Origin of the sequence: Xanthomonas sp. (genome assembly GCF_017163755.1) — a bacterium.
GTDB lineage: Bacteria > Pseudomonadota > Gammaproteobacteria > Xanthomonadales > Xanthomonadaceae > Xanthomonas_A.
Map to the genome: position 1 here is coordinate 148,833 of NZ_JAFIWC010000003.1, position 22,993 is coordinate 171,825.

The 22,993-nt window shown below is 70.4% G+C and carries 17 protein-coding genes and 1 pseudogene; 8 read left to right on the plus strand and 10 right to left on the minus strand.

Annotated features, from left to right (window positions below; all coding sequences use genetic code 11):
• Window positions 1–172: 172 nt before the first annotated feature.
• Window positions 173–457 (minus strand): hypothetical protein, encoded by a 285-nt coding sequence (locus JR065_RS03430; protein ID WP_206232132.1) that lies wholly within the window; start codon window positions 455–457, stop codon window positions 173–175.
• A 150-nt stretch (window positions 458–607) separates the two neighbouring features.
• Window positions 608–1,669: an NAD(P)-dependent alcohol dehydrogenase gene (locus JR065_RS03435; protein ID WP_206232133.1), complete on the minus strand. Its 1,062-nt coding sequence runs from the start codon at window positions 1,667–1,669 to the stop codon at window positions 608–610.
• An 86-nt stretch (window positions 1,670–1,755) separates the two neighbouring features.
• On the opposite strand from JR065_RS03435, the gene JR065_RS03440 reads away from it, so the two are divergent.
• The 3 genes and pseudogenes from JR065_RS03440 to JR065_RS03450 form a co-directional block, all read left to right on the plus strand.
• Window positions 1,756–2,376, plus strand: coding sequence for a TetR/AcrR family transcriptional regulator (locus tag JR065_RS03440; protein WP_343237241.1), 621 nt, complete (start codon window positions 1,756–1,758; stop codon window positions 2,374–2,376).
• A 382-nt stretch (window positions 2,377–2,758) separates the two neighbouring features.
• On the plus strand, window positions 2,759–4,189 hold the full coding sequence (locus JR065_RS03445) for a DUF763 domain-containing protein (RefSeq protein WP_206232137.1): 1,431 nt from the start codon (window positions 2,759–2,761) through the stop codon (window positions 4,187–4,189).
• 131 nt (window positions 4,190–4,320) lie between these two features.
• Window positions 4,321–4,833, plus strand: a pseudogene (locus JR065_RS03450) (DNA-binding protein); the annotation flags it as partial.
• Between the two features lie 521 nt (window positions 4,834–5,354).
• Here JR065_RS03450 and JR065_RS03455 read toward each other — a convergent pair.
• On the minus strand, window positions 5,355–5,705 hold the full coding sequence (locus JR065_RS03455; protein WP_206232138.1) for a nucleotide pyrophosphohydrolase: 351 nt from the start codon (window positions 5,703–5,705) through the stop codon (window positions 5,355–5,357).
• 280 nt (window positions 5,706–5,985) lie between these two features.
• Window positions 5,986–6,288, minus strand: coding sequence for a hypothetical protein (locus tag JR065_RS03460; RefSeq protein WP_206232140.1), 303 nt, complete (start codon window positions 6,286–6,288; stop codon window positions 5,986–5,988).
• 591 nt (window positions 6,289–6,879) lie between these two features.
• On the opposite strand from JR065_RS03460, the gene JR065_RS03465 reads away from it, so the two are divergent.
• From JR065_RS03465 to JR065_RS03475, 3 genes are all read left to right on the plus strand, one after another.
• The gene (locus JR065_RS03465) at window positions 6,880–7,275 is read left to right on the plus strand and encodes a post-PEP-CTERM-1 domain-containing protein (protein WP_206232216.1); all 396 of its coding nucleotides are present in this window, start codon (window positions 6,880–6,882) and stop codon (window positions 7,273–7,275) included.
• Complete coding sequence (locus JR065_RS03470; RefSeq protein ID WP_206232142.1) at window positions 7,268–8,926, plus strand: PA domain-containing protein; 1,659 nt, start codon at window positions 7,268–7,270, stop codon at window positions 8,924–8,926. The genes JR065_RS03465 and JR065_RS03470 overlap by 8 nt, the downstream gene beginning before the upstream one ends.
• A 262-nt stretch (window positions 8,927–9,188) precedes the next feature.
• Complete coding sequence (locus JR065_RS03475) at window positions 9,189–9,842, plus strand: SMI1/KNR4 family protein (protein WP_206232144.1); 654 nt, start codon at window positions 9,189–9,191, stop codon at window positions 9,840–9,842.
• A 31-nt stretch (window positions 9,843–9,873) separates the two neighbouring features.
• Here JR065_RS03475 and JR065_RS03480 read toward each other — a convergent pair whose 3' ends face one another.
• The 6 genes from JR065_RS03480 to JR065_RS03505 all read right to left on the minus strand — a co-directional run bounded on the left by JR065_RS03480 (window position 9,874) and on the right by JR065_RS03505 (window position 18,822).
• On the minus strand, window positions 9,874–10,983 hold the full coding sequence (locus JR065_RS03480) for a sugar kinase (protein ID WP_206232145.1): 1,110 nt from the start codon (window positions 10,981–10,983) through the stop codon (window positions 9,874–9,876).
• Window positions 10,980–12,155 (minus strand): SGNH/GDSL hydrolase family protein, encoded by a 1,176-nt coding sequence (locus JR065_RS03485; protein WP_429001835.1) that lies wholly within the window; start codon window positions 12,153–12,155, stop codon window positions 10,980–10,982. Before JR065_RS03485 ends, JR065_RS03480 begins: the two co-directional genes overlap by 4 nt.
• 127 nt (window positions 12,156–12,282) lie before the next feature.
• A complete protein-coding gene (locus tag JR065_RS03490; RefSeq protein WP_206232147.1) occupies window positions 12,283–13,035 on the minus strand; it encodes an SDR family NAD(P)-dependent oxidoreductase in 753 nt (250 codons plus the stop codon).
• Window positions 13,036–13,076: 41 nt separating this feature from the next.
• Window positions 13,077–14,393 (minus strand): MFS transporter, encoded by a 1,317-nt coding sequence (locus JR065_RS03495; protein ID WP_206232149.1) that lies wholly within the window; start codon window positions 14,391–14,393, stop codon window positions 13,077–13,079.
• Entirely contained in the window at window positions 14,390–16,609 is a 2,220-nt protein-coding gene (locus JR065_RS03500) for an oligoalginate lyase (protein WP_206232219.1), read from the minus strand. Before JR065_RS03500 ends, JR065_RS03495 begins: the two co-directional genes overlap by 4 nt.
• A 17-nt stretch (window positions 16,610–16,626) precedes the next feature.
• Complete coding sequence (locus JR065_RS03505; protein ID WP_206232151.1) at window positions 16,627–18,822, minus strand: polysaccharide lyase 6 family protein; 2,196 nt, start codon at window positions 18,820–18,822, stop codon at window positions 16,627–16,629.
• Between the two features lie 279 nt (window positions 18,823–19,101).
• Here JR065_RS03505 and JR065_RS03510 point away from each other — a divergent pair, with 279 nt between their 5' ends.
• Window positions 19,102–22,032: a TonB-dependent receptor gene (locus JR065_RS03510; protein WP_429001834.1), complete on the plus strand. Its 2,931-nt coding sequence runs from the start codon at window positions 19,102–19,104 to the stop codon at window positions 22,030–22,032.
• A 105-nt stretch (window positions 22,033–22,137) separates the two neighbouring features.
• Complete coding sequence (locus tag JR065_RS03515; RefSeq protein ID WP_206232155.1) at window positions 22,138–22,881, plus strand: FadR/GntR family transcriptional regulator; 744 nt, start codon at window positions 22,138–22,140, stop codon at window positions 22,879–22,881.
• The last annotated feature ends 112 nt before the right edge of the window (window positions 22,882–22,993 follow it).

Genomic DNA, 22,993 nt, shown 5'->3' on the forward strand with positions numbered 1-22,993 from the left:
CCGCACGCTGATTGCCGCCGCCGCCGCCGCCGCCACGTCTGCCGACGGCCGCGTCGCAGCAGTGGCCGCATCTTCTGCCCGAGCGTCATGCGTGCGGTCGCAATGGCGATGAAGCCGGGGTCTTCGCCGCGCGGCGCAGTAGCGCGGCGCCGGTTGCGGTGGCCGGCGAGCGCTAGCGCTCGCCGGCCGTGGCCGTGGCCGTGGCCTGCGCGTCGCGCAGATTGTCGCGCTGCGCCAGGTCCTTGCCCATGCCGTAGCCGAGGACGACGAGCAGGAAGGCGATCGCCAGCGCGGCGAACGCTCCGCGCTGGCGCGCGTCGCCGCGCATCGCGCTGCTGGCGGCCAGGCACACGAATGCCGCGCTGAAGCAAAGCGGATCGGCAAGCAGGCCAAGCGCCACGAACAGGCTGCTGGCGCAGGACAGGACCGCGGGTGCCACGCTCTTGTCGATGGACATCGTCGCCCTTCCTTTGCGGGGTCCACGGCCCATCGGGACCACGGCGGCAGGCCGGCAGGGGCATCGGCTACAGCCAGCCTCCATCGGGCATCGCCTGAGCGTACGGGGCGGTCAGGATGTCCTCGCCGCAGGGGCGGTCGCCCGAGCCGGCTACAGCGCCGAGCGCGCCATGTCGATCACGAAGCGGCAATGCACGTCGCCTTTCTGCAGCCGCGCGAAGGCGGCGTTGATCTGCTCCATCGCGATCACCTCCACGTCGGCGACGATGCCGTGCCGCTGGCAGAACGCCAGCATCTCGTGGGTGTCGGCGGTGCCGCCGGAGCCGGAACTGGCGATGCGGCGGCGGCCCATCGCCAGCGTCACCGGCGCGAAATCCAGCGTGTCCGGCAGGCCCAGCGAACACAGCGTGCCGTCCAGGGTCAGCGCCTGCAGCATGGGGTCCAGCGGGTAGGTCTGCGAGACCGTGTCGAGGATGAAGTCGAAGCGGAAGGCTTGCGCACGCATCTGCTCGGGGTCGGTGGACAGCACCACCTCGTGCGCGCCGAGGCGCTGCGCTTCGGCGGCCTTCTTCGGCGACGTGGTGAAGGCCACCACGTGCGCGCCGAGCGCACGGGCGAACTTCACCGCCAGGTGGCCCAGGCCGCCGATGCCGCCGATGCCGACGGTGCTGCCCGGGCCCACGTTCCAGTGCCGCAGCGGCGAATAGGTGGTGACGCCGGCGCACAGCAGCGGCGCGGCCGCGGCCGGGTCCAGCCCGTCGGGCAGCGGGTAGACGAAATGCGCGTCGGCCACGTAGTACTCCGAATAGCCGCCGCGGGTACGGCTGCCGTCCACGCGGTCCTGGCCGTCGAAGGTGAGCGTGGGGAATTCGCGGCAGTACACCTCCATGTTCGCTTGGCACGGCGCGCAGGCGCGGCAGGCGTCGACGATGGTGCCGATCATCACCCGCTGGCCGATGGCGAATCCGGACACCGCCGCGCCCACTTCCACTACCTCGCCGACGATCTCGTGGCCGGGCACCAGCGGAAATTCGACGCCCCAATGGTTCACCGAGTGGAGGTCGGAGTGGCACACGCCCGAGTACAGCACCTTCACCGCCACGTCGCGTTCGCGTACCGCGCGGCGTTCGAATTGCCAGGGCACCAGCGCGCCGCCTTTTTCCAGGGCGGCGTAGGCGCGGGTCGGGCGGGGCGATCGGGCGGCGGCATGCATCGGCAAGGCTCCAGGTGCTTTACAATTTGATTCGAAATGTAATTTTGACAAATTTACAAAGAATGTCAAGTGTAAAATCTCCCATCGTGGCCAAACCCTTGTCGGCCAAGGACACGCGGATCGTCGACGCGGCCTTGCAGCTGTTCCTTCGGCATGGCTACCGCAAGGTGAGCGTGGGCGACATCGCCGAGGCGGCGCGGATGTCGCGGCCGTCGCTGTACGCGTCGTTCGCGAACAAGGAGGCGATCTTCGCCGCGCTGGTGCTGCGCCAGCGCGAGCAATGCATGGCCCAGGCCGCGCTGCGCCTGAAGCCGGGGCAGGACCTGCAGGCGCGGCTGCGGCAGCTGTTCGACATCTGGGTGCTGGAGCCGGTGGCGGCGGTGATCGATTCGGAGAACGCCACCGAGCTGCTGGCCAACTGCGGCGACTATGCGCCCGAGGCGCTGGCCGATCTCTACGCGCACTTGGAAGCGCAACTGGTGGCCGCGTTGCAGCCGGAGGTGCGCGCGGACGCGGCGATGTCGGCGGCGGATATCGCCTACATCCTGCGCCTGGCCACCACCAGCCTGAAGGCCTCCGCCGACAACGAGGCGGACCTGCGCCGCCTGGTCGGCGGGCTGATCGTGATGGCGGTGGCGACGGTGCGAGCGGGCGAGGGTGCGGGCGGCGCTGCGACGGCAACCAGGCGCAAGCGCAGCGGCGGGTGAGGCTGCCAGGCGCCTGGCGCTTGGGAAGGGCTTCGGCCTCGACGCTGGCCGCAACCGACAGGTCCACTGCTTCGTTCGTCGCGGCTGAAGCCGCTCCTACAGGAGCTTGCGGCGAGCTGGGTGGATGCACTGTAGGAGGGGCTTCAGTCCCGACGCTTTCCGAAGGCCAATAAGGGCCACCGCTTCGTTCGTCGCGGCTGAAGCCGCTCCTACAGAGCGTGCGGAGCTGGCTGGGCGCACTGTAGGAGGGGCTTCAGCCCCGACGCTGCCTGCGTGACTCCGCTACGCAACAGTGCTGAATCGCTCAGCCTTGCCATCGCGAGCGGATCGCGCAGTGAGATGCGGCCTCGCTACCCTGTGCGCCCATCCCTGGAGCCCCCGCATGAGCCGACGTTCCGGCAGCGCCGATCTTCCCCTGCACGGCGGGCGCGTGCCGCGCTGGCTGGGCGAGCGCATGACCCGGCTCGGCGCGGTGATGTGCCAGGCCATCGTGCACAGCTACGGGCGCGACGAACTGCTGCGGCGCCTGGCGCACCCGTTCTGGTTCCAGTCCTTCGGCGCGGTGATGGGCATGGACTGGCATTCCTCCGGCATCACCACCAGCGTGCTCGGCGCGCTCAAGCGCGGGCTGGCGCCGCTGTCCGGCGAGCTGGGCATCCACGTATGCGGCGGGCGCGGGCGGCATTCGCGCGCCACCCCGGACGAGCTGCTCGCGGTGGGCGAGCTGACCGGCGTGGACGGGGCCGCGCTGGCGCGCGCCAGCCGCCTGGTGGCGAAGGTGGACAGCGCGGCGGTGCAGGACGGGTTCGACCTGTACCTGCACGGCTTCATCGTCAGCGACGACGGCCGCTGGGTGGTGGTGCAGCAGGGCATGAACGGCGCGAGCAAGCAGGCGCGGCGCTATCATTGGCTCTCCGAAGGGCTGACCAGCTTCGTCGATGCGCCGCACGCGGCGATCGACGGCCCGAGGCAGGGACGCATCGTCAATCTCGCCGACCATCGCGCCGCGGCCTCGCGCCTGGCGCAGGTGGAACTGCTGCAGGCGCTCGGGCCGGAGCGGATCGCGCGCGAGTACGGCGCGCTGGAAGCGTCGTCGGCGAAGGCGCCGGTGTCGGCGTCGCACGCCGCCGCGGGCAGGGCGCAGGGCGCTCCCGCCGCGCATGCCGCGCCGGGCGCGCGCGAGCCGGCCGCCGATGCGCTGTTCGCGCCGAGCGGCGATCTGTTCGCCGGCACCTGCGCCGCGGCCGCCGCGCCCTGGCGGCCCGGCGCGCAACCGCACCTGTCGCTGCCCGATCACCACGAGGTGCGCGGCAGCGACGTGGTGGCGCGGCGGCTGCACGCCAACCTGGCGGCGGCGGCCGAATGCGGGCCGCAGGATTTCACCGAACTGCTGCAGGTGCCGGGAGTCGGCGCGCGCACCGTGCGCGCGCTGGCGATGGTGGCCGAGGTGCTGCATGGCGCGCCATGCCGTTTCACCGATCCGGCGCGGTTCTCGATGGCGCACGGCGGCAAGGACCGGCATCCGTTCCCGGTGCCCACGCGCGTGTACGACCACACCATCGGCGTGCTGAAGACCGCGGTGGCGCAGGCCAGGCTCGGGCGCGAGGAGAAACTGGAGGCGATCCGCCGGCTGGACGCGCAGGCGCGCCTGCTCGAACCGCATGCGCGCGGACCGTCGGTGGAGGCGCTGATCGCGCAGGAACGGCGCGACTCGCATCTTTACGGCGGGCGCAGCGTGTTCGGCTGGGAGCCGCCGCCGGCGGCCGAGCCCGGCGAAGGCCTGCAGCGCACGGCGCGCAGCGCAGCGAAATAGCGCGCGGCGCGCGCAGGCAGGAACCGCGGCTCGCTCCACATGGGCTTCGCCTGGCGTATGCCTGGGCTTTACTTCGCAGCTGCTACACCTGCTACCTTCGGCCACGTCGTGGCCGCTTGCAGGAGTACGACATGCCAGAGAAGAAGACGGCGGCGCGCGCCAAGCAGGCCAAGCGCAAGGGCAAGGCCGGGACCACCCAGGCCGGCGAATTCGTCCGCGACGAGATCGAGCGGGTACGCGAGGGCAAGACCGAGGTGAAGTCGACCAAGCAGGCGATCGCCATCGGCCTGTCGAAGGCGCGCCGCGCCGGGGTCAAGACCGGCGCGTCGAAGACCGCGTCCAAGGCGACCAAGAAGAAGGTGGCCAAGGAAGAGAGCAAGGGCGCCAGCCAGAAGAAACCCTCGCCGACGCGTTCGCGCGGCGCCAAGAAGGCGCTCAAGACCGCGAGCAAGGGCAAGACCGCCAAGCAGACGGTAGGCAAGAAGGCGTTGTCGTCGCAGGCCAAGAAGGCGGCGAGCAAGCGCACCGCGTCCAGCCGCTCGGCGGCGGCGAAGAAGGCCGCGCAGACCAAGGGATCTTCCGTGCGCAAGGCCGCGGCCAAGAAGGCGGCCAGGACGCGCAGCGCCGCATCGAAGAAGACCGCGAAGAAGTCGGCGACCAAGAAGACGGCGGCCAGGAAGTCGACGGCCAGGAAGTCGCCCGCGAAGAAGGGCGCGGCCCGGAAATCGAGCGGCACCAAGCGCGCGTCCGGGAAGGCCTAAGCAAGTCGCGCGCGGCGATGCCGGCGGCCGCAGCGAGGCAGCCGGCCTTGTCGCCCGGCGCTCAACGCGGTCGGGCGTCACAGCTCGGTGTACTTGGTGATGCGCCCCCTGGCGCGTTCGGCCGGATGTTCGCCGCGGAAAATCAAGCAGCACCAGCCTGCGCACGGCGTGCCGGCCGCCGCAACGATGGCCGCCGGCTCTGTCGCCCGCGCTCAACGCGGTCGGGCGTTCACAGTTCGGTGTACTTGGCGATGCGCCCCTGACGCGCTCGGTCGGATACTTCGCAGCGGAAATCGAGCGGCACCACGCGTCCAAGAAGGCCTGGGCGCCGCGCCTGCGCACGGTCTGCCGGCGGTCGCAGCGATGGCCACCGGCATCCGCCGGCGCTCACTGCGTTCGGGCGTTCACAGCTCGGTGTATTTGGTGATGCGCCCCCTGGCGCGCTCGACCGGATACTTCGCCGCGTTCACCTGCATCTTCCGTCGCGCCGCGTCGATCGGGTCGATGCCCAGCTTGTCGCACAGCTGCAGCAGGTACAACAGCACGTCGGCCACTTCGCTGCCGACCTGGGCCTTCTTGTCGTCGGGCAGCTGTCGGCTCTGCTCGTCGCTGAGCCATTGGAAATGCTCGAGCAGTTCGGCCGCCTCGACCGACAGCGCCGCGGCCAGGTTGCGCGGGGTGTGGAACTGGCCCCAGTCGCGCGCTTCGGCGAACGCGCGCTGGGCGGTTTGCAGGTCGTGGAGGCTGTCGGGCATATACGCGGTCCGCGGGGCGTGACCTCGCATGCTAATGCAATGGCCGGTTCCCTGGCGGCGCTGGGCTACTGCGGCATGCGCACGCGGAAAGGCGGTGTCGGTGGAGGTGGAGGCCGCGATGGTTCGCTGGACGCGCGCCCAGGCGCGATGCCGATGCACCAGGGCTGCCCGCGCCTGGTCCGGTGCGTCCGACGCGATCTGCGGCATCGCGGCCCGGTGCGTTCCAGCGCCGCTGCGGCGGGCCGCGCCGCGATCGGCCATGGCATTGGCGCATGCCGTCTCACGCTTCGGCGGCTGCGCGCCAGCGGGCGATGGCGTCGCGCACGGCATCGTCGTATTCGCGGGACAGGTCGCGCGGATGGCTCGGCGTGGCGGTGAAGCGTACGTGTTCGGCCAGCGCATTGCAGGCGGCATGGCCGCCGTCCAGCACCGCGGCGCGCTCGGCGGCGTCGAGCCGGATCAACAGCGAATAGCCCAGCCACGATGCGCTGCAGTTCACGTCGAGGAAATAGTCCTCGCCCGCGCGCAGCAGATACCAGTCGTGCGGCGCGTGGTCCAGTACGCTCAATGCGGTCTGGCTCATCGCCGCGCGGCCCGTTCGCCGGTTGCGCTCGCGCTGTCGCCGGCGCCTGTACGCCGCGTGCAGCGGTGTCGATCGCGAGGGCGCAACGCGTTTGCGCCGGGGCAGGTGGGAAGGCAGGGCGGGATCATGGGGCGTGATGCGTGGTTGCGATGACAACAGCGTAGCGGAACGGCCGGGATTGGGGATTTTGGCATTGGCAACCGCAGCTATGGAACGTGAAGGAGGGCGTCGACCGGTCTTGGTGCGCCCCGCTGCGATGGATGGCGCGAAGCATCGCCGCTCGCCGGTGTGTGCATTGCAGCAATCGGCTCGAGAGGCCGAAGACATCGCTGCAGTGATTCCCGCCCGGCAAGCGATCGCCATGCAGTCCGCCCGCCGTGGCGGTAAGCGTTTTCCAGCGACGTTCGTGAATGCGCCGTCGGCCGATTCGGCTGAGCGGTAAAGACATTGGTGCTTGAATTCGGCTTCAGTTCGTGTTCAAACTCGAGCGACGGACAGCTGCTCCCTCCGCGCGCCACAACGCATTGCGGCGCAACTTGATGGATCCAAGGAGTCATGACGATGAAGCTTCGTATCACGCCCGGAACATTGATGCTGTCCGGCCTGCTGTGCGCTGCCTGCTTTTCGGCGCAGGCGGCCGGCCAGGCGAACACGCTGAGCAGCTCCAAGGTCGGCATCGATCCGGCCACCGGCAAGCTGCGTCCGCTCACTGCCGCCGAAAGCGCGGCGCTGGACCAGGCCGCGCCGGCGGCGCCGAGCAGCGCGCGTTCCAATGCGCTGCGCGGCGCGATCCCGCAGACCGACGCCGACGCGCGGGCGACCGAGCGGCGGATGTCCAACGGCACCATCGCGCGCAAGGTGCCGGCCAGCCAGATGAGTTCGGTGGTTGCCGCGCGCAATGCGGACGGCAGCGTCTCGATCCGCCACGCCGATGACGGGCAGGTGCCCGCCGACCACGCCGAGCAAGGAGAGCTTCCGAGTGAATAAGTCCGTCCTGGCCCTTTCCCTGACCCTGGCCGCCGCACTGGCGCCTTCCCCCGCCAGCGCCGCCAAGCTGGTGCTGATCAACGGCGACGCCGGCACCAGCGTCGGCCTCAACGACACCACCGCGGCCGCGCCGATCGGCGGCAATCCCGGCACCAGCGTCGGCGAGCAGCGGCGCATCGCCTATCAGTACGCGATGGACGCGTGGGGCGCGGTGCTGCAGAGCAGCGTGGACGTCAAGGTGTATGCGTCGTTCGCGCGGCTCAACTGCACGCCGACCAGCGGCACCCTCGGCCAGGCCGGGCCCAACTGGATCGTCAACGACTTCCCCGGCGCCAAGCCGGACACGCTGTATCCGTCGGCGCTGGGCGATGCGATCGCCGGCGAGGACCTGGTGCCGGATCCGGCCGATCCGGCCGACATCTTCTCGCAGTTCAATGGCGACCTCGGCAAGCCGGACTGCCTGACCGGCTCGAGCTGGTACCTGGGCCTGGACGGCAAGACCCCGGAAGGCCAGATCAATTTCCTCAACGTGGTGATGCACGAACTTGGCCACGGGCTGGGCGTCATCGGCCTGCTCAACAAGACCACCGGCCAGCTCGGCCTGGGCACCAACCTCACCGACGTCTATACCGCGCAGGCCTTCGACAACGTGCAGGGCAAGCGCTTCGACGACCCGGCGATGACCGACGCGCTGCGCGCCGAGGCGCTGCGCACGCCCGGGCGCACGGTGTGGGCCGGGCGCCGGGTCAATCGCGACGCGGCGCTGGTGCTGGACCGGCGCACCCTGCTCAAGGTGAGCGCGCCGGCCGCGGCGGCCGGCAGCTACGAGGTCGCCTTCGCCAGCTTCGGCCCGTTGGCCACGCCCGGCAATTTCCCGTCCAACCAGCTGGTGGTGGTCGACGACGGCGTCGCCGCGGCCTCGGCCAGCGACGGCTGCGAGACGCCCTTCGTCAACGCTGCGGCGGTGGCGGGCAAGGTGGCGATCGTCGATCGCGGCACCTGCGGCTTCGCGGTGAAGGTCAAGAACGCGCAGCTCAATGGCGCGGTCGGGGTGGTGGTCGCCAACAACGCGGCCGGGGTGCAGACGATGGGCAACGCCTCGCCGCCGATCGACGACATCGTGATCCCGGCGGTGATGGTGTCGCAGGCCGATGGCGCGCGGCTGAAGGCCAACGCGCCGGCGACGGCGGCGCTGGCCGAGGACCCGACCCTGCTGCAGGGCGCCGACGATGCCGGACGCACCCGGCTGTACACGCCCAGCGTGGTCGCCGGCGGCTCGACGTTCTCGCACTTCGATACCGCGCTGCAGCCCAATGCGCTGATGGAACCGTTCGACACGCCGGAAGTGCAGGCCCAGCTCAACGTCGACCTGACCCCGGCCCTGTTCGCGGACATCGGCTGGAAGCTCAACAACGGCAACGCGATGCTCGGCAGCTGCAACACGCGGGTCAAGGTGGTGGAGACCGGCGGGCTGATCCCCGGCGCCAACATCGCCGCGGAGAGCAACCTGTGCGCGACCGCCGCGGCGGGCAACCGCTTCCGCTACGTGCGCTGCATGGCCGACCATGCGCAGGACCTGGAACGGCAGGGCGCGATCAATCGCCTGCAGCTGGCGCACGTGTGGGTGTGCGCGGCGACCCATCGTCCGTAGGCGACACCGGTTCGGGGACGATCACCGGCGCCTTCGGGCGCCGGTGTCGTTTGCGCGGTGGCGCGAGCGCCTGTCTGCGCGCCGCCGGCATGAGGCATGCGCCGCCGCCGTCTTCTTCGGCAGCGCGACGGACGCACGGCGCCGATCGCTTGCCGAGCGTGTCGCGCCGGGTGCGCGCCGGCACGACTGCCACCGCGAACGACGGCGGCACCCTCATGGCGCCAGGCTACAATCGCCGGCCCGTTTTCGAGGCCCTACATCGATGCACGACGAATTCGACGCGATCGCGGCGGGCGCCGGTTTCGCGCTGCCGCCGCTGCTGGCAGACTGGTACCGCCGCGGTCTGACCACGATGGGCGGCGATGCGCTGCCGGCGCTGGGCAGCGACTACGACATCGAATGGCTGGACCCGGCTGCCTGCCGGCAGACCATCGGCGAGTGGTTGAACCCGCAGGCGCAGCAGGGCATCGCCTTCTTTCCGTTCGCGCAGTCGGGCGCCGGCGACGCCTATTGCCTGGTGCGCCTGCCCGACCAGCGCCTCGGCGTGGCCTGCGTGTGGCACGACGAGGACGAGAGCACGCTGCAGTACGCGTCGTTCGATGCGTTCGTCGCCGCCCGTTTCACGCAGGTGTTCGGCGACCTGGGCGCGGTGCCGGCCGAGGGCCAGGACGCGGCGCAGTTCGTGCGGCAGGACGTGGCACGTTGCACCGAGGCGATGGAGGCGCCGCTGCGCGAACTGCTGCGCCAGCAGAGCCGCTTGCCGGTGCAGTCGCTGGACTACCGCAGCGGCCCGAAGGCGCGCCCGGAAACCGTCAGCGCGCTGATCCCGCAAGCCACGCAGCAGGCGCAACTGGCCTCGCTGGAACTGGCCTCGCCGGTGGCGTTCGCGACCGTGCCGCGCTGGGAGCTGGAATAGCGGCGCCGATCCGCCTGCACGGCGCCGGCGGTCAGCGCCGCGCCGCCGCGCCTTCGCCGCGCATCAGCGCTTCGACTTCGGACTGCGCGACCATCGCGTTGTCGCCGGGCGTGGTCATCGCCAGCGCGCCGTGCGCGGCGGCGTAGTCGACCGCCGCCTGCGGCCCGGCGCCGCATAGCAGGCCGTGGATCAGCCCGGAAACGAACGCGTCGCCGCCGCCGACGCGATCGAGGATGTCCAGGTCGCGCGCGACCGAGCGGTAGCTGGCCTGGCGCGTGTGCAGCACGCCGGCCCAGTGGTTGCGCGAGGCCGAATGCGCATCGCGCAGCGGGAACGCCACCGCCTGCAGCTGCGGATAGCGCTGCAGCGCCAGCCGCGCGGCGGCCTCGGCGGGCGCCGGGTCCATCGGCGTGCTGCGTTGGCCGACACCGCTCATGTCCAGGCCCAGGCAGCCGGCGAAGGAATACTCGTCGCCGACCAGCAGGTCGCATTCGGCGACGATGCGCTGGTTGACGTGGCGTGCCGCATCCGGATCGGGATGGCTGTTCCACAGGCTGGCGCGGTAGTTGAGGTCGTAGGACACCATCGCGCCGTGGCGGCGCGCGGCCTGCACCGCGGCGATCGCGGTCTGCGCGGTGGTTTCGGACAGCGCGGCGAAGATGCCGCCGGTGTGCAGCCAGCGCGCGCCGCGGTCGCCGAACACCGCCGCCCAGTCGAATTCCTCCGGGCGCAACTGCGCGGCGGCCGAGTAGGCGCGGTCGGACACGCCCAGCGCGGCGCGCACGCCGAACCCGCGCTCGGTGAAGTTCAGGCCCATGCGCGTGTTGCGGCCGATGCCGTCGTGGTCGCGCCACACCAGGTGCCGGGTGTCGCAGCCGCCTTGCAGGATCAGGTCCTCGGCGAGCAGGCCCAGTTCGTTGCGCGGCAGCGCGGTCAGCGCCACGGTGGGGCGGCCGAAGGTCTTGCGCAGGCCGCGCGCGACGTTGTATTCGCCGCCGCCTTCCCACACGCGGAACTGGCGCGCGGCGCGGATGCGGTCCTCGCCCGGGTCCAGACGCAGCATCACCTCGCCCAGCGCCGCGCAGTCCCAGCGGCGCGGGGCGGGCAGGGCGGCGAACGCGGGATCGGCCGCCGCGCTCATCGGGCCGTGCAGCCGAACAGCGACAGGTCGATGGCGTTGGCCATGCGCGCATAGCCTTCGTCGTTGGGGTGCAGGTGGTCGCGGGTGATGGCGGCCGGCAGCGATTCGGCGTTGTCCGGCATGCGCAGGATCGCGTCGAAGTCGATCACCCCGGCGAACGCCTTGCCGTCGCGGACGAAGCGGTTCACCGCCTGGCGCGTGGCCGCGGACACCGGCTCGTAGCGCTCGGAACCGCCGAACGGGGTCAGCGTCGCGCCGATGGTGCGGATGCCGTGCTGGCTCAGCCGCGCGACGATCTGCCGGTAGCCCAGCCGCATGTCCTCGGCGTTGCGCCCGGGCACGAAGTTGGGCGCGCCGTTGTAGCGGATGTCGTTGATGCCCTCGAACAGCACCACGTGGGTGACGCCGGGCAGCGACAGTACGTCGCGGTCCAGGCGCGAGATCGCGCTGGGGCTGCGGCCATGGTCGAGCAGCTTGTTGCCGCTGATGCCGGCGTTGAGCACCACCACGCGGCCGGGGCAGGCCTGGTCCAGGCGCCGCGCCAGCAGTGCCGGCCAGTCGCCGTGGCTGCCGCGGGTGGCGGTGGCGCCCTCGGTGATCGAATCGCCCAGCGCCACCACCACGGTGGGCTGTTGCGGAGTCTGCGCGTAGACCGCCGACACCACGTTCTGCCGATAGCTCAGCGCGACCTTGTCGTCCACCTCGGCCTTGCCGGCGGCCACGCGCAGCGGCGTGCGCCGCACCGCCGGGCGGGCCGGCTCGGGGAAGTACAGGCTCAGCGCCACGTCGGCGAAGGCCGGCGCGCGCAGCGCCACCGGGTCGCTGAGCAGCACCGCGCCGGGCGGCAGGACGATCTCGGCGCGGCCGTCGAACAGCACCGGTAGCGCCGGCCGGCCGTTGCCGGCGATGCGCGCCGACGCCGCGCCGATCTTCAGCGGCTGCGCGCCCAGTTCGTTGCTGATGCGAAAGCGCAGCGCCTGCGCGGCGATGCCCAGGCGCATGTCCTGGCGCACGGTCTGGTCGGCGAACTGCAGCGGCGCCTCGGGGGTGCCGTCGAGCCGGTCCGGCGCCGGCGACGCGGTCCAGGCCGGCACCCAGTGCTGCGCCGGTTGCGCCAGCGCCGGGGTGGCCAGTATCCATGCCAGCGCGGTTGCGGCGATCCATCGCCGCAGCGTGCCCGTCCCGGGCATATCCATCGGTGCGCGGTTCGATGGCCGCGTGCCGGCGGGCCGATCCGTGCGTGGCCGGCTTGCGCGCGGCAGGCTGCTACCGAACATGAAGTGCTCCTACGCGCTGGGGTCAGGAAAAATACACGCCGCCGTTGACGTCGAGGTTGGCGCCGTTGATGAAGCTGGCCGCATCGGAGGCCAGGTACACCGCGGCATCGGCCGCTTCCTCGGCACGGCCTTCGCGGCGCAGCGGGGTGGCGTTGGCGACGAAGGCGCGCACTTCCGGCTTGGTGAAGTCGTCGTGGAAGCGGGTGGCGATCATGCCGCAGCACAGCGCGTTGACGCGGATGCCGCGCGGGCCCAGTTCCTTGGCCATCGCGCGCGAGAAGGTCATCACCGCGGCCTTGGCGGTGGCGTAGATCGCCGCGCCGGGACCGCCGCCGTCGCGCCCGGCCAGCGAGGCGAAGTTGACGATCGCGCCGCCCTCGGCCATGTGCGGGGCCACCGCCTGCGTGGTCAGGTACACCGACTTCAGGTTGAGGTCCATCACCTGGTGGAAGAAGGCCTCGTCGATGTCGGCCAGCGGCTTGCGCGCGACCATGCCGCCGGCGACGTTGACCAGGATGTCGATGCGCGGGCCGAACGCCTGCTGGGTCGCCGCGACCAGGCCGGCGACGGCCTGCGCGTCGGCGGCGTCGGCGCGGTGCACGATGGCCTGGCCGCCGGCGGCCTGGATCTGGCGCAGCGTCTCGTCGGCGCTGGCGGCGTCGTTGGCGTAGTTGATGCACACCTTGGCGCCGGCGGCGGCCAGCTTCAGCGAAACCGAACGGCCGATGTCGCGGCCGCCACCGGTGACGATGGCCACCTTGTCTTTGAATTGCATGAGTCGTGAGTCCTTTGCGTTGCGGGGGAAAGGGAAGGCGATCAGCCGCGCGCGGCGGGATCGTCGAGTTTCTCGATGCGGCCGGTGACCAGCCACACCGCGGCCAGCGACGCCGGCACCAGCGCGGCGACGAGGATGAACATCGGTGCGTAGGAGCGCGCGGTCATCACCGGCACCAGCCAGGTGGTGATCAGCGTGCCGGCCACCGCGGCCATGCCGCCGATGCCGGCCAGCGAGCCGACCGACTTGCCGTCGAACAGGTCGCCGGGCAGGGTCTGGATGTTGCCGATGGCGATCTGGAAGCCGAACAGCACCGCGGCGATGGTCAGCACCGCGACGGTGGGATCGGCGGCGAGCACCGCGCCGAGCAGCGCCGGCGCCATGATCACCCCGCCCAGGGTGATGGTCCATTTGCGCGCGCGGTCCACGCTCCAGCCCGAGGCGATCAGCCGCCCGGACAGCCAGCCGCCGGACAGGCTGCCGAGCATCGCGCCGACGAACGGCACCCAGGCGAACGCGCCGATCTGCTTGATGTCGAAATGGAAGGTCTCGGCCAGGTAGATCGGCAGCCAGGAGACGAACAGCCACCAGATCGGATCGATGAAGAAGCGCGCCAGCACGATGCCCCAGCTCTGCCGGTGCGACATGATCTGGCGCAGGCTCGGCAGGTAGGCCGGCTTGGCCGAGGCGGTGCCGTCGGCCGGAGCGTCGAGGATCAGCGCGCGCTCGGCGGCGTCCACCCACGGATGCTTGTCCGGGCCGGCGCGGTAGATCACCAGCCACGGCAGCAGCCACAGGAAGCCCAGCGCGCCGACCAGCACGAAGGTGCCCTTCCAGCCCAGCCACAGGAACAGCAGCGCGATCAGCGGCGCCGACACGATCGCGCCGATCGAGGCGCCGGCGTTGAAGATGCCTTGCGCCAGCGCGCGCTCGCGCGCCGGGAACCACTCGGCGTTGGCCTTGACCGCGCCCGGCCAGGCGCCGGCCTCGCTGATGCCGAGCATCGCCCGCACCACGCTGAAGGACAGGATCGAATGGGTCACCGCGTGCAGGGCGATGGAGATCGACCACACCGCGATCGACAGCGCAAAGCCCATGCGCGTGCCGATGATGTCGAACAGGCGCCCGAACACGAACTGGCCGGCCGCGTAGAACAGCATGAAGATCGTCACCAGCAGCGCGTAGTCCTCCTTGGTCGCGCCGATGTCCTGCGAGATCGCCGGCCACATCACCGCCAGCGCGTTGCGGTCGATGTAGTTGATGACCGTGGCCACCGCGATCAGGCTCACGATCATCCAGCGCACCGCGCTGCGCTTGCGCGAGGGCGTGGCGCCGGCGGGGGAGGGCGCGGCGCTCATTTGCCACCTGCGGCGCGGTCGAAGCGCGCATAGCCGCCGCGCCAGGCATAGCGTTGTCCGTGCGCCTGCACGCTGTGCTCGCGGCCGTCGGCGGCATCGTCGGCCACCGCCAGCGCCAGGGTCCTGCCCGTGGCCAGGGTCAGCACGATCAGCTCGGCGTCGTCGCCGCGCACGCGCTCGATCGCGCGGATGCGGCTGTCGGCGCCGTGCACGTATTCGGCGGTGCCGTTGTACTCGCCGTGCGGTTCCAGCACGCCGAAGAAGGTGACGTCGGCCGCACCGTCCACGCGCTGCAGCAGCAGCGGCTCGCGGCGCAGGTTGAAGTCCGGGTCGTTGGCGCCGCTCTCGGCCAGGATCGCGCGCGACGGCGCGCTGCTGCCGAAGCGGTAGCTGTAGAAGCGCCCGTCCAGCAGCCAGCTCAGGCTGCGCGGCGCCGTCGATGCGTCGCTGGTCGCGTCCACCCACAGGTGCTGGTAGCCGTTGGCCTTGCCCAGCACCGGGCGCTGCGCCAGTTCGCGCTGCGCCTTGAAGCCGACCTGCATGATGTGGCCGTTGAAGTGCAGCGGCAGGTCGTAGCGCGCCGGCCTGGCGCCGTCCACGCGCACCAGGTCGATCACGATCGGCAGCGCCAGGTCCGGGTGCTTCAGCAGCGCCTGGGTGCGGGTGAAAGCCACGCCTTCGTAGGCGTGGTCCATGCGCGCGGAGACGATCTGGGTGGCGTCGTCGTGCGCGAACAGCAGCGGCGTCGGCGCGTACTTCTCGCCCACGCGCCAGTCGCCGTCGAAGTGGCTGCGCTCGTCCACCACCAGCGTGTTGTGCGCCACCGTGGTCTTGGCCCAGCTGTTGTTCTCGGGCAGGTAGATGCCGCCGGACTTGGCCTCCACGTTGAGGAAGCGCGCCGCGCCGTAGTCGGTGACCACGCGCTGGCCGTTGTCGTAGAACAGCCAGTTCAGCTTGTCGAAATGGCCGTGGCCCATGCCCTGGGAGGTGTTCTTCATCACCAGGGTCTGGCCGTCCTCGCCGCCGTCGCGCAGGATCGCCAGCGCGCCGTGGTCGCCGTCGGCGCCGTCGCGCAACAGCGCCGAGCGGAACGCGAACGGCCTGGCCTTGTCCTGCGCCAGCGCGGTGGCGATGCCCAGGCCTTCGGGGGTCAGCAGCACGCGCTGCTGGCGCTGGGCGATCGACAGCAGCCGCGCGTCGTGGCTCTGCGCGTAGGCGATGCCGAGGCCGGCGACCAGTTCCTCGGTATCCAGGCCCTTGTCCAGGATCGCGTCGTTGATCGGGAAGAAGTAGCCGGCATAGCTGCTCTGCACCAGCGTGTCCACCGCCTTCAGCAGCACCCCGTCGCGGCGCTGGAAGATCTTCTGCTGCGGCTGGTTGCGCTCGATCGCATTGGCGAACAGCACGAACGGCGCCAGCGCGTAGCGCTGGTAATAGGGGCCTTCGGCGTAGTAGCCGTCGGGCGAGAACAACTGGTCGATCTGCTTGAGGAAGCCGGCGCTGTCGTCCTGCTTGCTGCCGCGCAGCGCCTTGTCGACCAACGTCTGGTCGCGCAGCACGTAGCCGGTCATGCCGACCGCGGCCACCGCCCAGGTGGCGTGGTTGTGGATCTTGTCGAAGTTGTCCGGGCTCTCGTCGCACAGGAACCGCGCCATGCGCCGGAACACCTGCTCGTCGATGGTCTGGCGCTCGGTGGGGCTCAGGCTGTCGCGGATCGCGTCGTAGCCCTGCGCGGCGTAGACCAGCCACACCGAATCGTTGAGCGACTGCCAGAACAGCCGGCCCGGCACCTGGCCGCGTCCGGCCGGATGCGCGCCCAGCGTCGGGTACAGCTTGGCGTAGGCCAGCAGCAGGTCGCGCGCGTAGTCGGCGTAGGCGCGCTCGCCGGTGAGCCGGTACAGCGCGCCGGCGGCCTGGATCGCCTGGTAGTTGCGCTTGTGCTGCTCGTGGCTGGCGCCGCCGCCCGGATCCTTCGGCACCGGCACGTCGATGCCGGCGCGCATCGCCGCGCGCACGCTGGCCACCGCGCGTTCCTGTTCGCGCGCGAACAGCGGATAACGCTTGCCGTCGGCCGCCATCTGCCGCCATTGCGCGGCGGTCACCAGCACCGGCGCGGTTTCGCCGGCCGCGGCCGCGGCGCCCTGGGGCGCATCGGTGGCGGCGAAACTCAGGCTGCAGGGAAGGGTACTGCCGGCGCCGATCAGCACCAGCAGCATCAGACGGTTGCGACGTTTCATAGAACCGGCTCCGCGGCGTAATCGGATTGCAGCGCCGGCGTGCCGACGAACTGGTTGCGGGTGGCGATCAACTGCGGGGTGCCGGTGGTGCGCCTGGCGCTGACCGGACCGCTGTCGACGAACTGGTTGTCGTGCAGGAACGCGCGCTGCACGCCGTGCAGGCGCAGCGACGGCACCGCGGCGCCGCCGACGCGCTCCAGGCGCGTGCCGCTGACCGTCAGCACCGGGCCGAAGGTGCTCTCGTCGCGGCCGCCGCGGTACAGGTCCACCGCCGGGCCGCCGATGCGGCGGAACTGCGAGTCGGCGATCTCCACGCGCTCGGCGTTGTAGGTGCCGCGGTCGTCGGTCTCGGCGCGCGCGGCCAGCACCGCGCCGGACACGTCCTCGACCTGCAGCCGGCGCAGCGCGATGCGCTCGGCCAGGGTGCCCTTGCCGAGCGCGATCACGTCGAAGCCGCGGTTGACGGTGAGGCCGTGGATGCGGCTGTCCTCCACGACCAGTTCGTAGTTGGCCGCGTGGGAGCCGGCCGCGGTGCGGATCACCGCGTTGCCGACCTCGTCCGGCGCCGCGCTGCCGTCGATCTGCAGCCGCGACAGCTTCAGCGCGCCGCCGGCGTCGATCTGGAACAGGGTCGAGCGCGAGAACGCGATCTGCGCCTGGCCGCGCGCCGGGCCCTCGACGGTGAGCGGGCGGTCCAGCGCCAGCACCTGGTTGACCAGGTAGTGGCCGGAGGCCAGCTGCAGGCGGTCGCCGGCGGCGGCGCCGGCCACGGCCTGGGTCAGGGTGTCGTCGCCGGGCAGCACGCGCTGGCGGCGGCCGCTGTCCAGCGCGGCCTGCGGCGCTTCCTTCGGGTACCAGCTCACCCCGACCTCGCTGCGCGGCACGTAGCTCAGCGCCGGATCGGCGCCCACCCCGGCGGCGTTGCTGGCGACCAGCAGGCCGGTGGCCGCGCGGGTCATCGTCACCGTGCGCCCGGCGACGCCGCCGGGCAGCAGCGGCGAGGCCGACGGGCTCTGCACGTTGCCGCTGAAGGCGATGCCGGACAGGTCGCCGAGCACGCGCACCGGGTCGCGCGCGCCGACGATCAGGTTCTCGGCGAAGTCGCTGTTGATCGGCGCGGCGGTGCGCTCGTCGTCCTTGCCGGCGCCGAAGAACAGCTGCTTGCTGTCGACGAAGGTGTTGCGCTCGATCAGCGCCTGGTCCACCTGCACGTAGCGGTTGGCCGGCGAATTGGGCACGCCGTACATGATGCTCAGCGCCGACGAATAACCGTCGCCGGTCAGGCCTTCCAGGTAGTTGTTGCGCACCGTCTGTTTGCGGTTGATCACGCGGATGCCGCCGGTGTCGCTCTTGCCGTCGCCGAAGAACACGTTGTTCTCGACCAGGTTGCCGTCGCCGTGGCGCAGCACCAGCGCCCCGCGCGACTGCTTGAACACGTTGCCGCGGTAGGTGTTGCCGCCGGACTTGTTGGACACCACCTCCACCTCGCCGTCGCAGCCTTCGAACCAGTTGTTCTCCACCAGCGAGTTGGAATCGGACGTGGCGTCGTTGCTGGTGCCGATGCGCAGCGTCTCGCCGCCGTTGGCGCCCAGGTTCGGACGCGGCCCGAACCAGTTGTGGTCGATGCGGTGGCGGTTGTCCAGGCCCTGCACGGCGTCGCGCACCACCACCATCGTCGGGCCGGCGTTGTTCTTGCCGACCAGCTGGTTGTGGTCGAAGCGGTTGTCGGTGTCGTACATCGCCACCCAGTTGTCCGAGCGGCTGCGGTCGGGCTGGTTAAAGCGGTCGACCACCACCCCGGTGATGCGGCTGTGGCGCGCGCGCGCCTTGCTCGAGGTCCGGAACGCCAGCACTTCGCCGGTCGGACTGTAGCCGTCGCGGAACACCAGGTTGGAGACCACCAGGTACTCGCCGGCCATGCGCAGATTGGACTGGCCGGTGACGAACACCTTGCCCGGGGTCTGCGCGGTCAGGGTGATCGGCTGTGCGGCGGTGCCGGTGCCGGTGAACACGATCTGGAAGTCGCGCCATTCGCCATCGGCCAGCACCACCTTGTCCCCGGGCTGCAGGGCAGTGGTGGCGGCGGCGTATTCGGCGGGGCTGGCGACCAGGATTTCAGCGGCGTCGGCGTGAGATGTCGCGATGGCGACGAACAGCAGCGCAAGGCCTGCGCGTGTAGCGTTCGATGACATGTTCCCTCCCTAGGAGCGCCCGGATGGCGCCGCTGGTGGCCGGATGGTAGCAGAGGTCGAACACTCGTCAACCAGATTTGCATACCAAATTTCGATTATCTGGACTGCGTACTTGGCGCGGAATTCATGCTGCATCCGCACATAAAATAGAGGGCAATCGCACTTACCAATTGGCCTATGCGGATATTTCTACCAATTTGTTGACATTGGTCGAAAGTGGGTTAAGGCTGCGCCCCCAGGTCCGTAGCCCTACGGCATTTACTCGGGAGGAGAGAACTCATGCGGCACCCCAATCCGGTCATGTCCGCCAGTCGCGCGCGCCCCCTGGCGCTGCGCAGCGTCCTGGCCTGCGCCATCGTCGCTTCGCTGGGCAGCGGCACCGCGCTGGCGCAACAGGCCGCGCCGGCGGCGCAGGCCCCGGACGCCGGCCAGGCCGCAGCGCCGGCCGCCGGCGCCACCACCCTGGACCAGGTCCAGGTCACCGGCATCCGCGGTTCGATCCAGTCCTCGATCAACAAGAAGCGCGACGACACGGTGGTGTCGGACGTGCTGTCGGCCGAAGACATCGGCGACCTGCCGGCACCGTCGCTGGCCGACGCCATCGAGACCCTGACCGGCGCGGCGTCCACTCGCGACAAGACCGGCGCATCGGAAATCTCGATCCGCGGCCTGGGCGCGTTCCTGAGCAGCACCAACTTCAACGGCCGCGAGATCACCAACGGCAGCGGCGACCGCTCGGTGAACTTCAACATGTTCCCGGCCGAGTTGATCAACACCGTGGCGATCTACAAGACCCAGCGCGCGGACCTGATCGAGGGCGGCGTGGCCGGCACCATCGGCCTGGAGACGGTCAAGCCGCTGGACTACGGCAAGCAGGCGATCCAGCTCGACGGCCGCGGCAGCTGGGCCGAGTACGACAGCAAGTACCGCGACAAGGACGGCATCGGCTGGCGCGGCACGGCCAGCTACGTGGACCAGTTCGAACTGGCCAGCGGCGGCAAGCTCGGCGTGTCGATCGGCCTGCAGGCGCTGGACGGCACCGACCCGGAAGAGAGCATGACCAGCGGCTCGACCTGGTACGCCTGCGACGGCACCCAGAACGTGACCAACGCCAACTGCGCCGAAGTGGACGCCGACGCCGTCGCCAACGGCGCGCCGTACTACCTGGTGCCGAGCAGCCGCATCTACCGGCTCAAGCAGGAGCGCAACGACCGCCAGTCCGAGTTCGCCGCGGTGCAGTGGAAGCCCAACGACCTGCTCGAGGTCAACGTCGACTACGAACACACCGACCGCAACTGGCACGAGACGCGCTCGGACCTGAGCCTGTCCAACACCCGCCGCGGCATCGTCAACCGGCAGGTCGACGACAATGGCGTGCTGCGCAGCTACTCCGGCAACACCTCGATCGACTCCACCTCCACGCTGTACGACCGCAACGAGGAATACACCGGTGGCGGGGTGAACATCATCCTGCGCCCCAGCGTGGCCTGGGAGATCTCCACCGACCTGTCGTACTCGCACACCCTGCGCCAGGACACCCAGCGCATGACCCGCCTGCGCGCCAACGCGCGCGACGTGAACAACGCCGTGGTGCCGGGCATCAGCAGCGGCACCACCGGCTACGTCAACTACGACTGGGCCGACCGCGGCGACGTGCCGAGCATCGCGCTCAACCCGGCGTTCGACGTCAACGACTGGGACGCCTACACCGGCGCGGCGCGCGTCACCTCCGAGGAGGAGGAGAACGAGCACAGCATCCGCGCCGGACGCTTCGACGTCAGCTACCTGCCCGAGGACGGCTTCCTGACCAAGGTCAAGTTCGGCCTGCGCGCCAGCCAGGCCGACTACACCTACTTCGACAACACCATCACCACCGACATCAACGCCACCGGCGCCGGGCGCGCGCAGATCATCGCCGCCAACCAGGCCTGCCGCGCGCCGTTCCCGCAGGACGACTTCCTCGACGCGGCCAGCGGCAACACCATCTCCAGCTGGGCCTACTTCGATCCGGGCTGCCTGTACGAGGCGTTCCGCGGCAGCAGCGACACCGGCGTGGACCCGAACTACATGGATCCGAACAACGTCGACGTGGTGGAGAAGACCAGGGCGCTGTTCCTGATGGCCGACTTCCGCAGCGAGCTGTGGGGCCTGCCGGTGTCCGGCAACATGGGCGTACGCTGGGTCAAGACCGACGTGCGTTCGCAGGGCGTGCGCGCCGACCTGGACCTGGTCGACAACGGCGCCGGCACCATCCGCCTGCAGCCCACCGGCACCTACCAGACCCTGGTCAGCAAGGCCAGCAACGACAAGCTGCTGCCCAGCGTCAACGCCGCCTTCGAGCTGCGCGATGACCTGCTGCTGCGCCTGGGCGCCTACCGCGCGATGTCGCGTCCGGACATCTCCGCGCTGGGCTCGGGCCGCAACGTGAACCTCACCGGCACCGAGAACTTCACCAGCCTGGAAGAGGCCCTGGCCGGCATCACCGCCACCGGCAACCCGCAGACCAAGCCGCTGATGTCGTGGAACGGCGACGTGTCGCTGGAGTGGTATCCGAACGAGGACACGCTGCTGGCCGGCGCGCTGTACTGGAAGCAGTTCAACGGCGGCACCGAGACCGCGCTGTTCGACGAGACCTTCGTCGTCGACGGCCAGAGCGTCACCGTGCCGGTGCCGCGCCAGGTGACCACCGACGAGAACAGCACGCTGACCGGCTTCGAGCTCAGCGCCGCGCACCGCTTCTCCTACCTGCCCAAGCCGCTGGACGGGCTCGGCTTCAAGCTCAGCTACAACTACGCCGACACCGACTACGAAACCCAGGACCCGCGCCTGGGCGAGCAGGTCGACTCCACCGGCGCGGTGATCCCGGCCATCGTCGATCCGGCCGGGCTGAGCGGCTTCTCGCGCCACGTGCTGTCCGGCTCGCTGTACTGGGAGCTGGGCCGCTTCGACATGCAGGCCATCGGCAAGTTCCGCTCCAAGTACTACCAGGACTTCACCGGCAACACCGCGCAGCAGAACCGCTACTACGGCGACAACACCAGCGTGGATTTCCGCGCCCGCTACCGGGTCACCAAGAACCTGTCGTTCTCGCTGGAGCTGATGAACCTGACCAACGAGCCGCGCGTGGCCTACCAGCCCATCTACGGCAACTTCCGCGAGTACGTGACCTACGGGCGGCGTGCGTATTTGGGTGTACGATACAAGTTCTGAAACGCAGCGGCGCGGCCCCCGGACCGCGCCGTTTTTCGAGCCGGATCAGACCCGGGCCAGGCGCCCCAGGGCTGATGCGGAACACACCAGACGGGTCCTGCTCGAATGTCCGAAAACCGCCTCTACCAGTCCATCGCCGCCAAGATCCTGTCGCTGATCGAATCGGGCGAGTTCCCGACCGGTTCGCGCCTGCCGGGCGAACGCGACCTGGCCGAGCGCTTCGGCGTGAGCCGGGTGACCATCCGCGAGGCCGAGATCGCGCTGGAGGCGCAGGGCTGGATCGCGATCAAGACCGGGTCGGGCGTGTACGTGCGGCCGCGGCCGATCGATGCGCAGGGCGCGCTGCCAGACGTCAGCGCCTTCGACCTGACCGCCGCGCGCACGGTGATCGAGGCCGAGGCGGCGGCGCTGGCCGCCGGCCGCCTGACCGATGCGGACATCGACGAACTGCAGGCGCTGGTCACCGCGATGTCCGACCCCACCGCGACCGAAGAAATGGCCGGCGAATACGACCGCCGTTTCCACCTGGCGATCGCGCGCATGTCCGGCAACCCGGTGGTGGAGTACTGCATCCACCTGATCTGGCGCATGCGCAACGAACTGCCGCGGGTGCGCCAGGTCTACGCCCATGTCTGCCACCAGGACGACCACGCGCGTACCGACGAGCACGCCGCGATCCTGCAGGCGCTCAGGACCCGCGACCCGGCCAAGGCGCGCAACGCGATGCGCAACCATTTCCAGCGCCTGTTCGAATCGATGCTGGAGGCCACCGAGAACCAGGCGCTGGCCGAGATCCGCCGCCGCACCCAGCAGGACCGCGAGCGCTTCCTGGCCACCACGCGGATCTGAACCGGCGGGCGAGGGCGCGCGGCACTTCCGCTCATCCCGTCGCCGGCACCTGCGCCTTGCCAGCGCACTGCGCCGTTCGCCGGTGGCTGGTGCATGCAGCATCTTGCGGCTG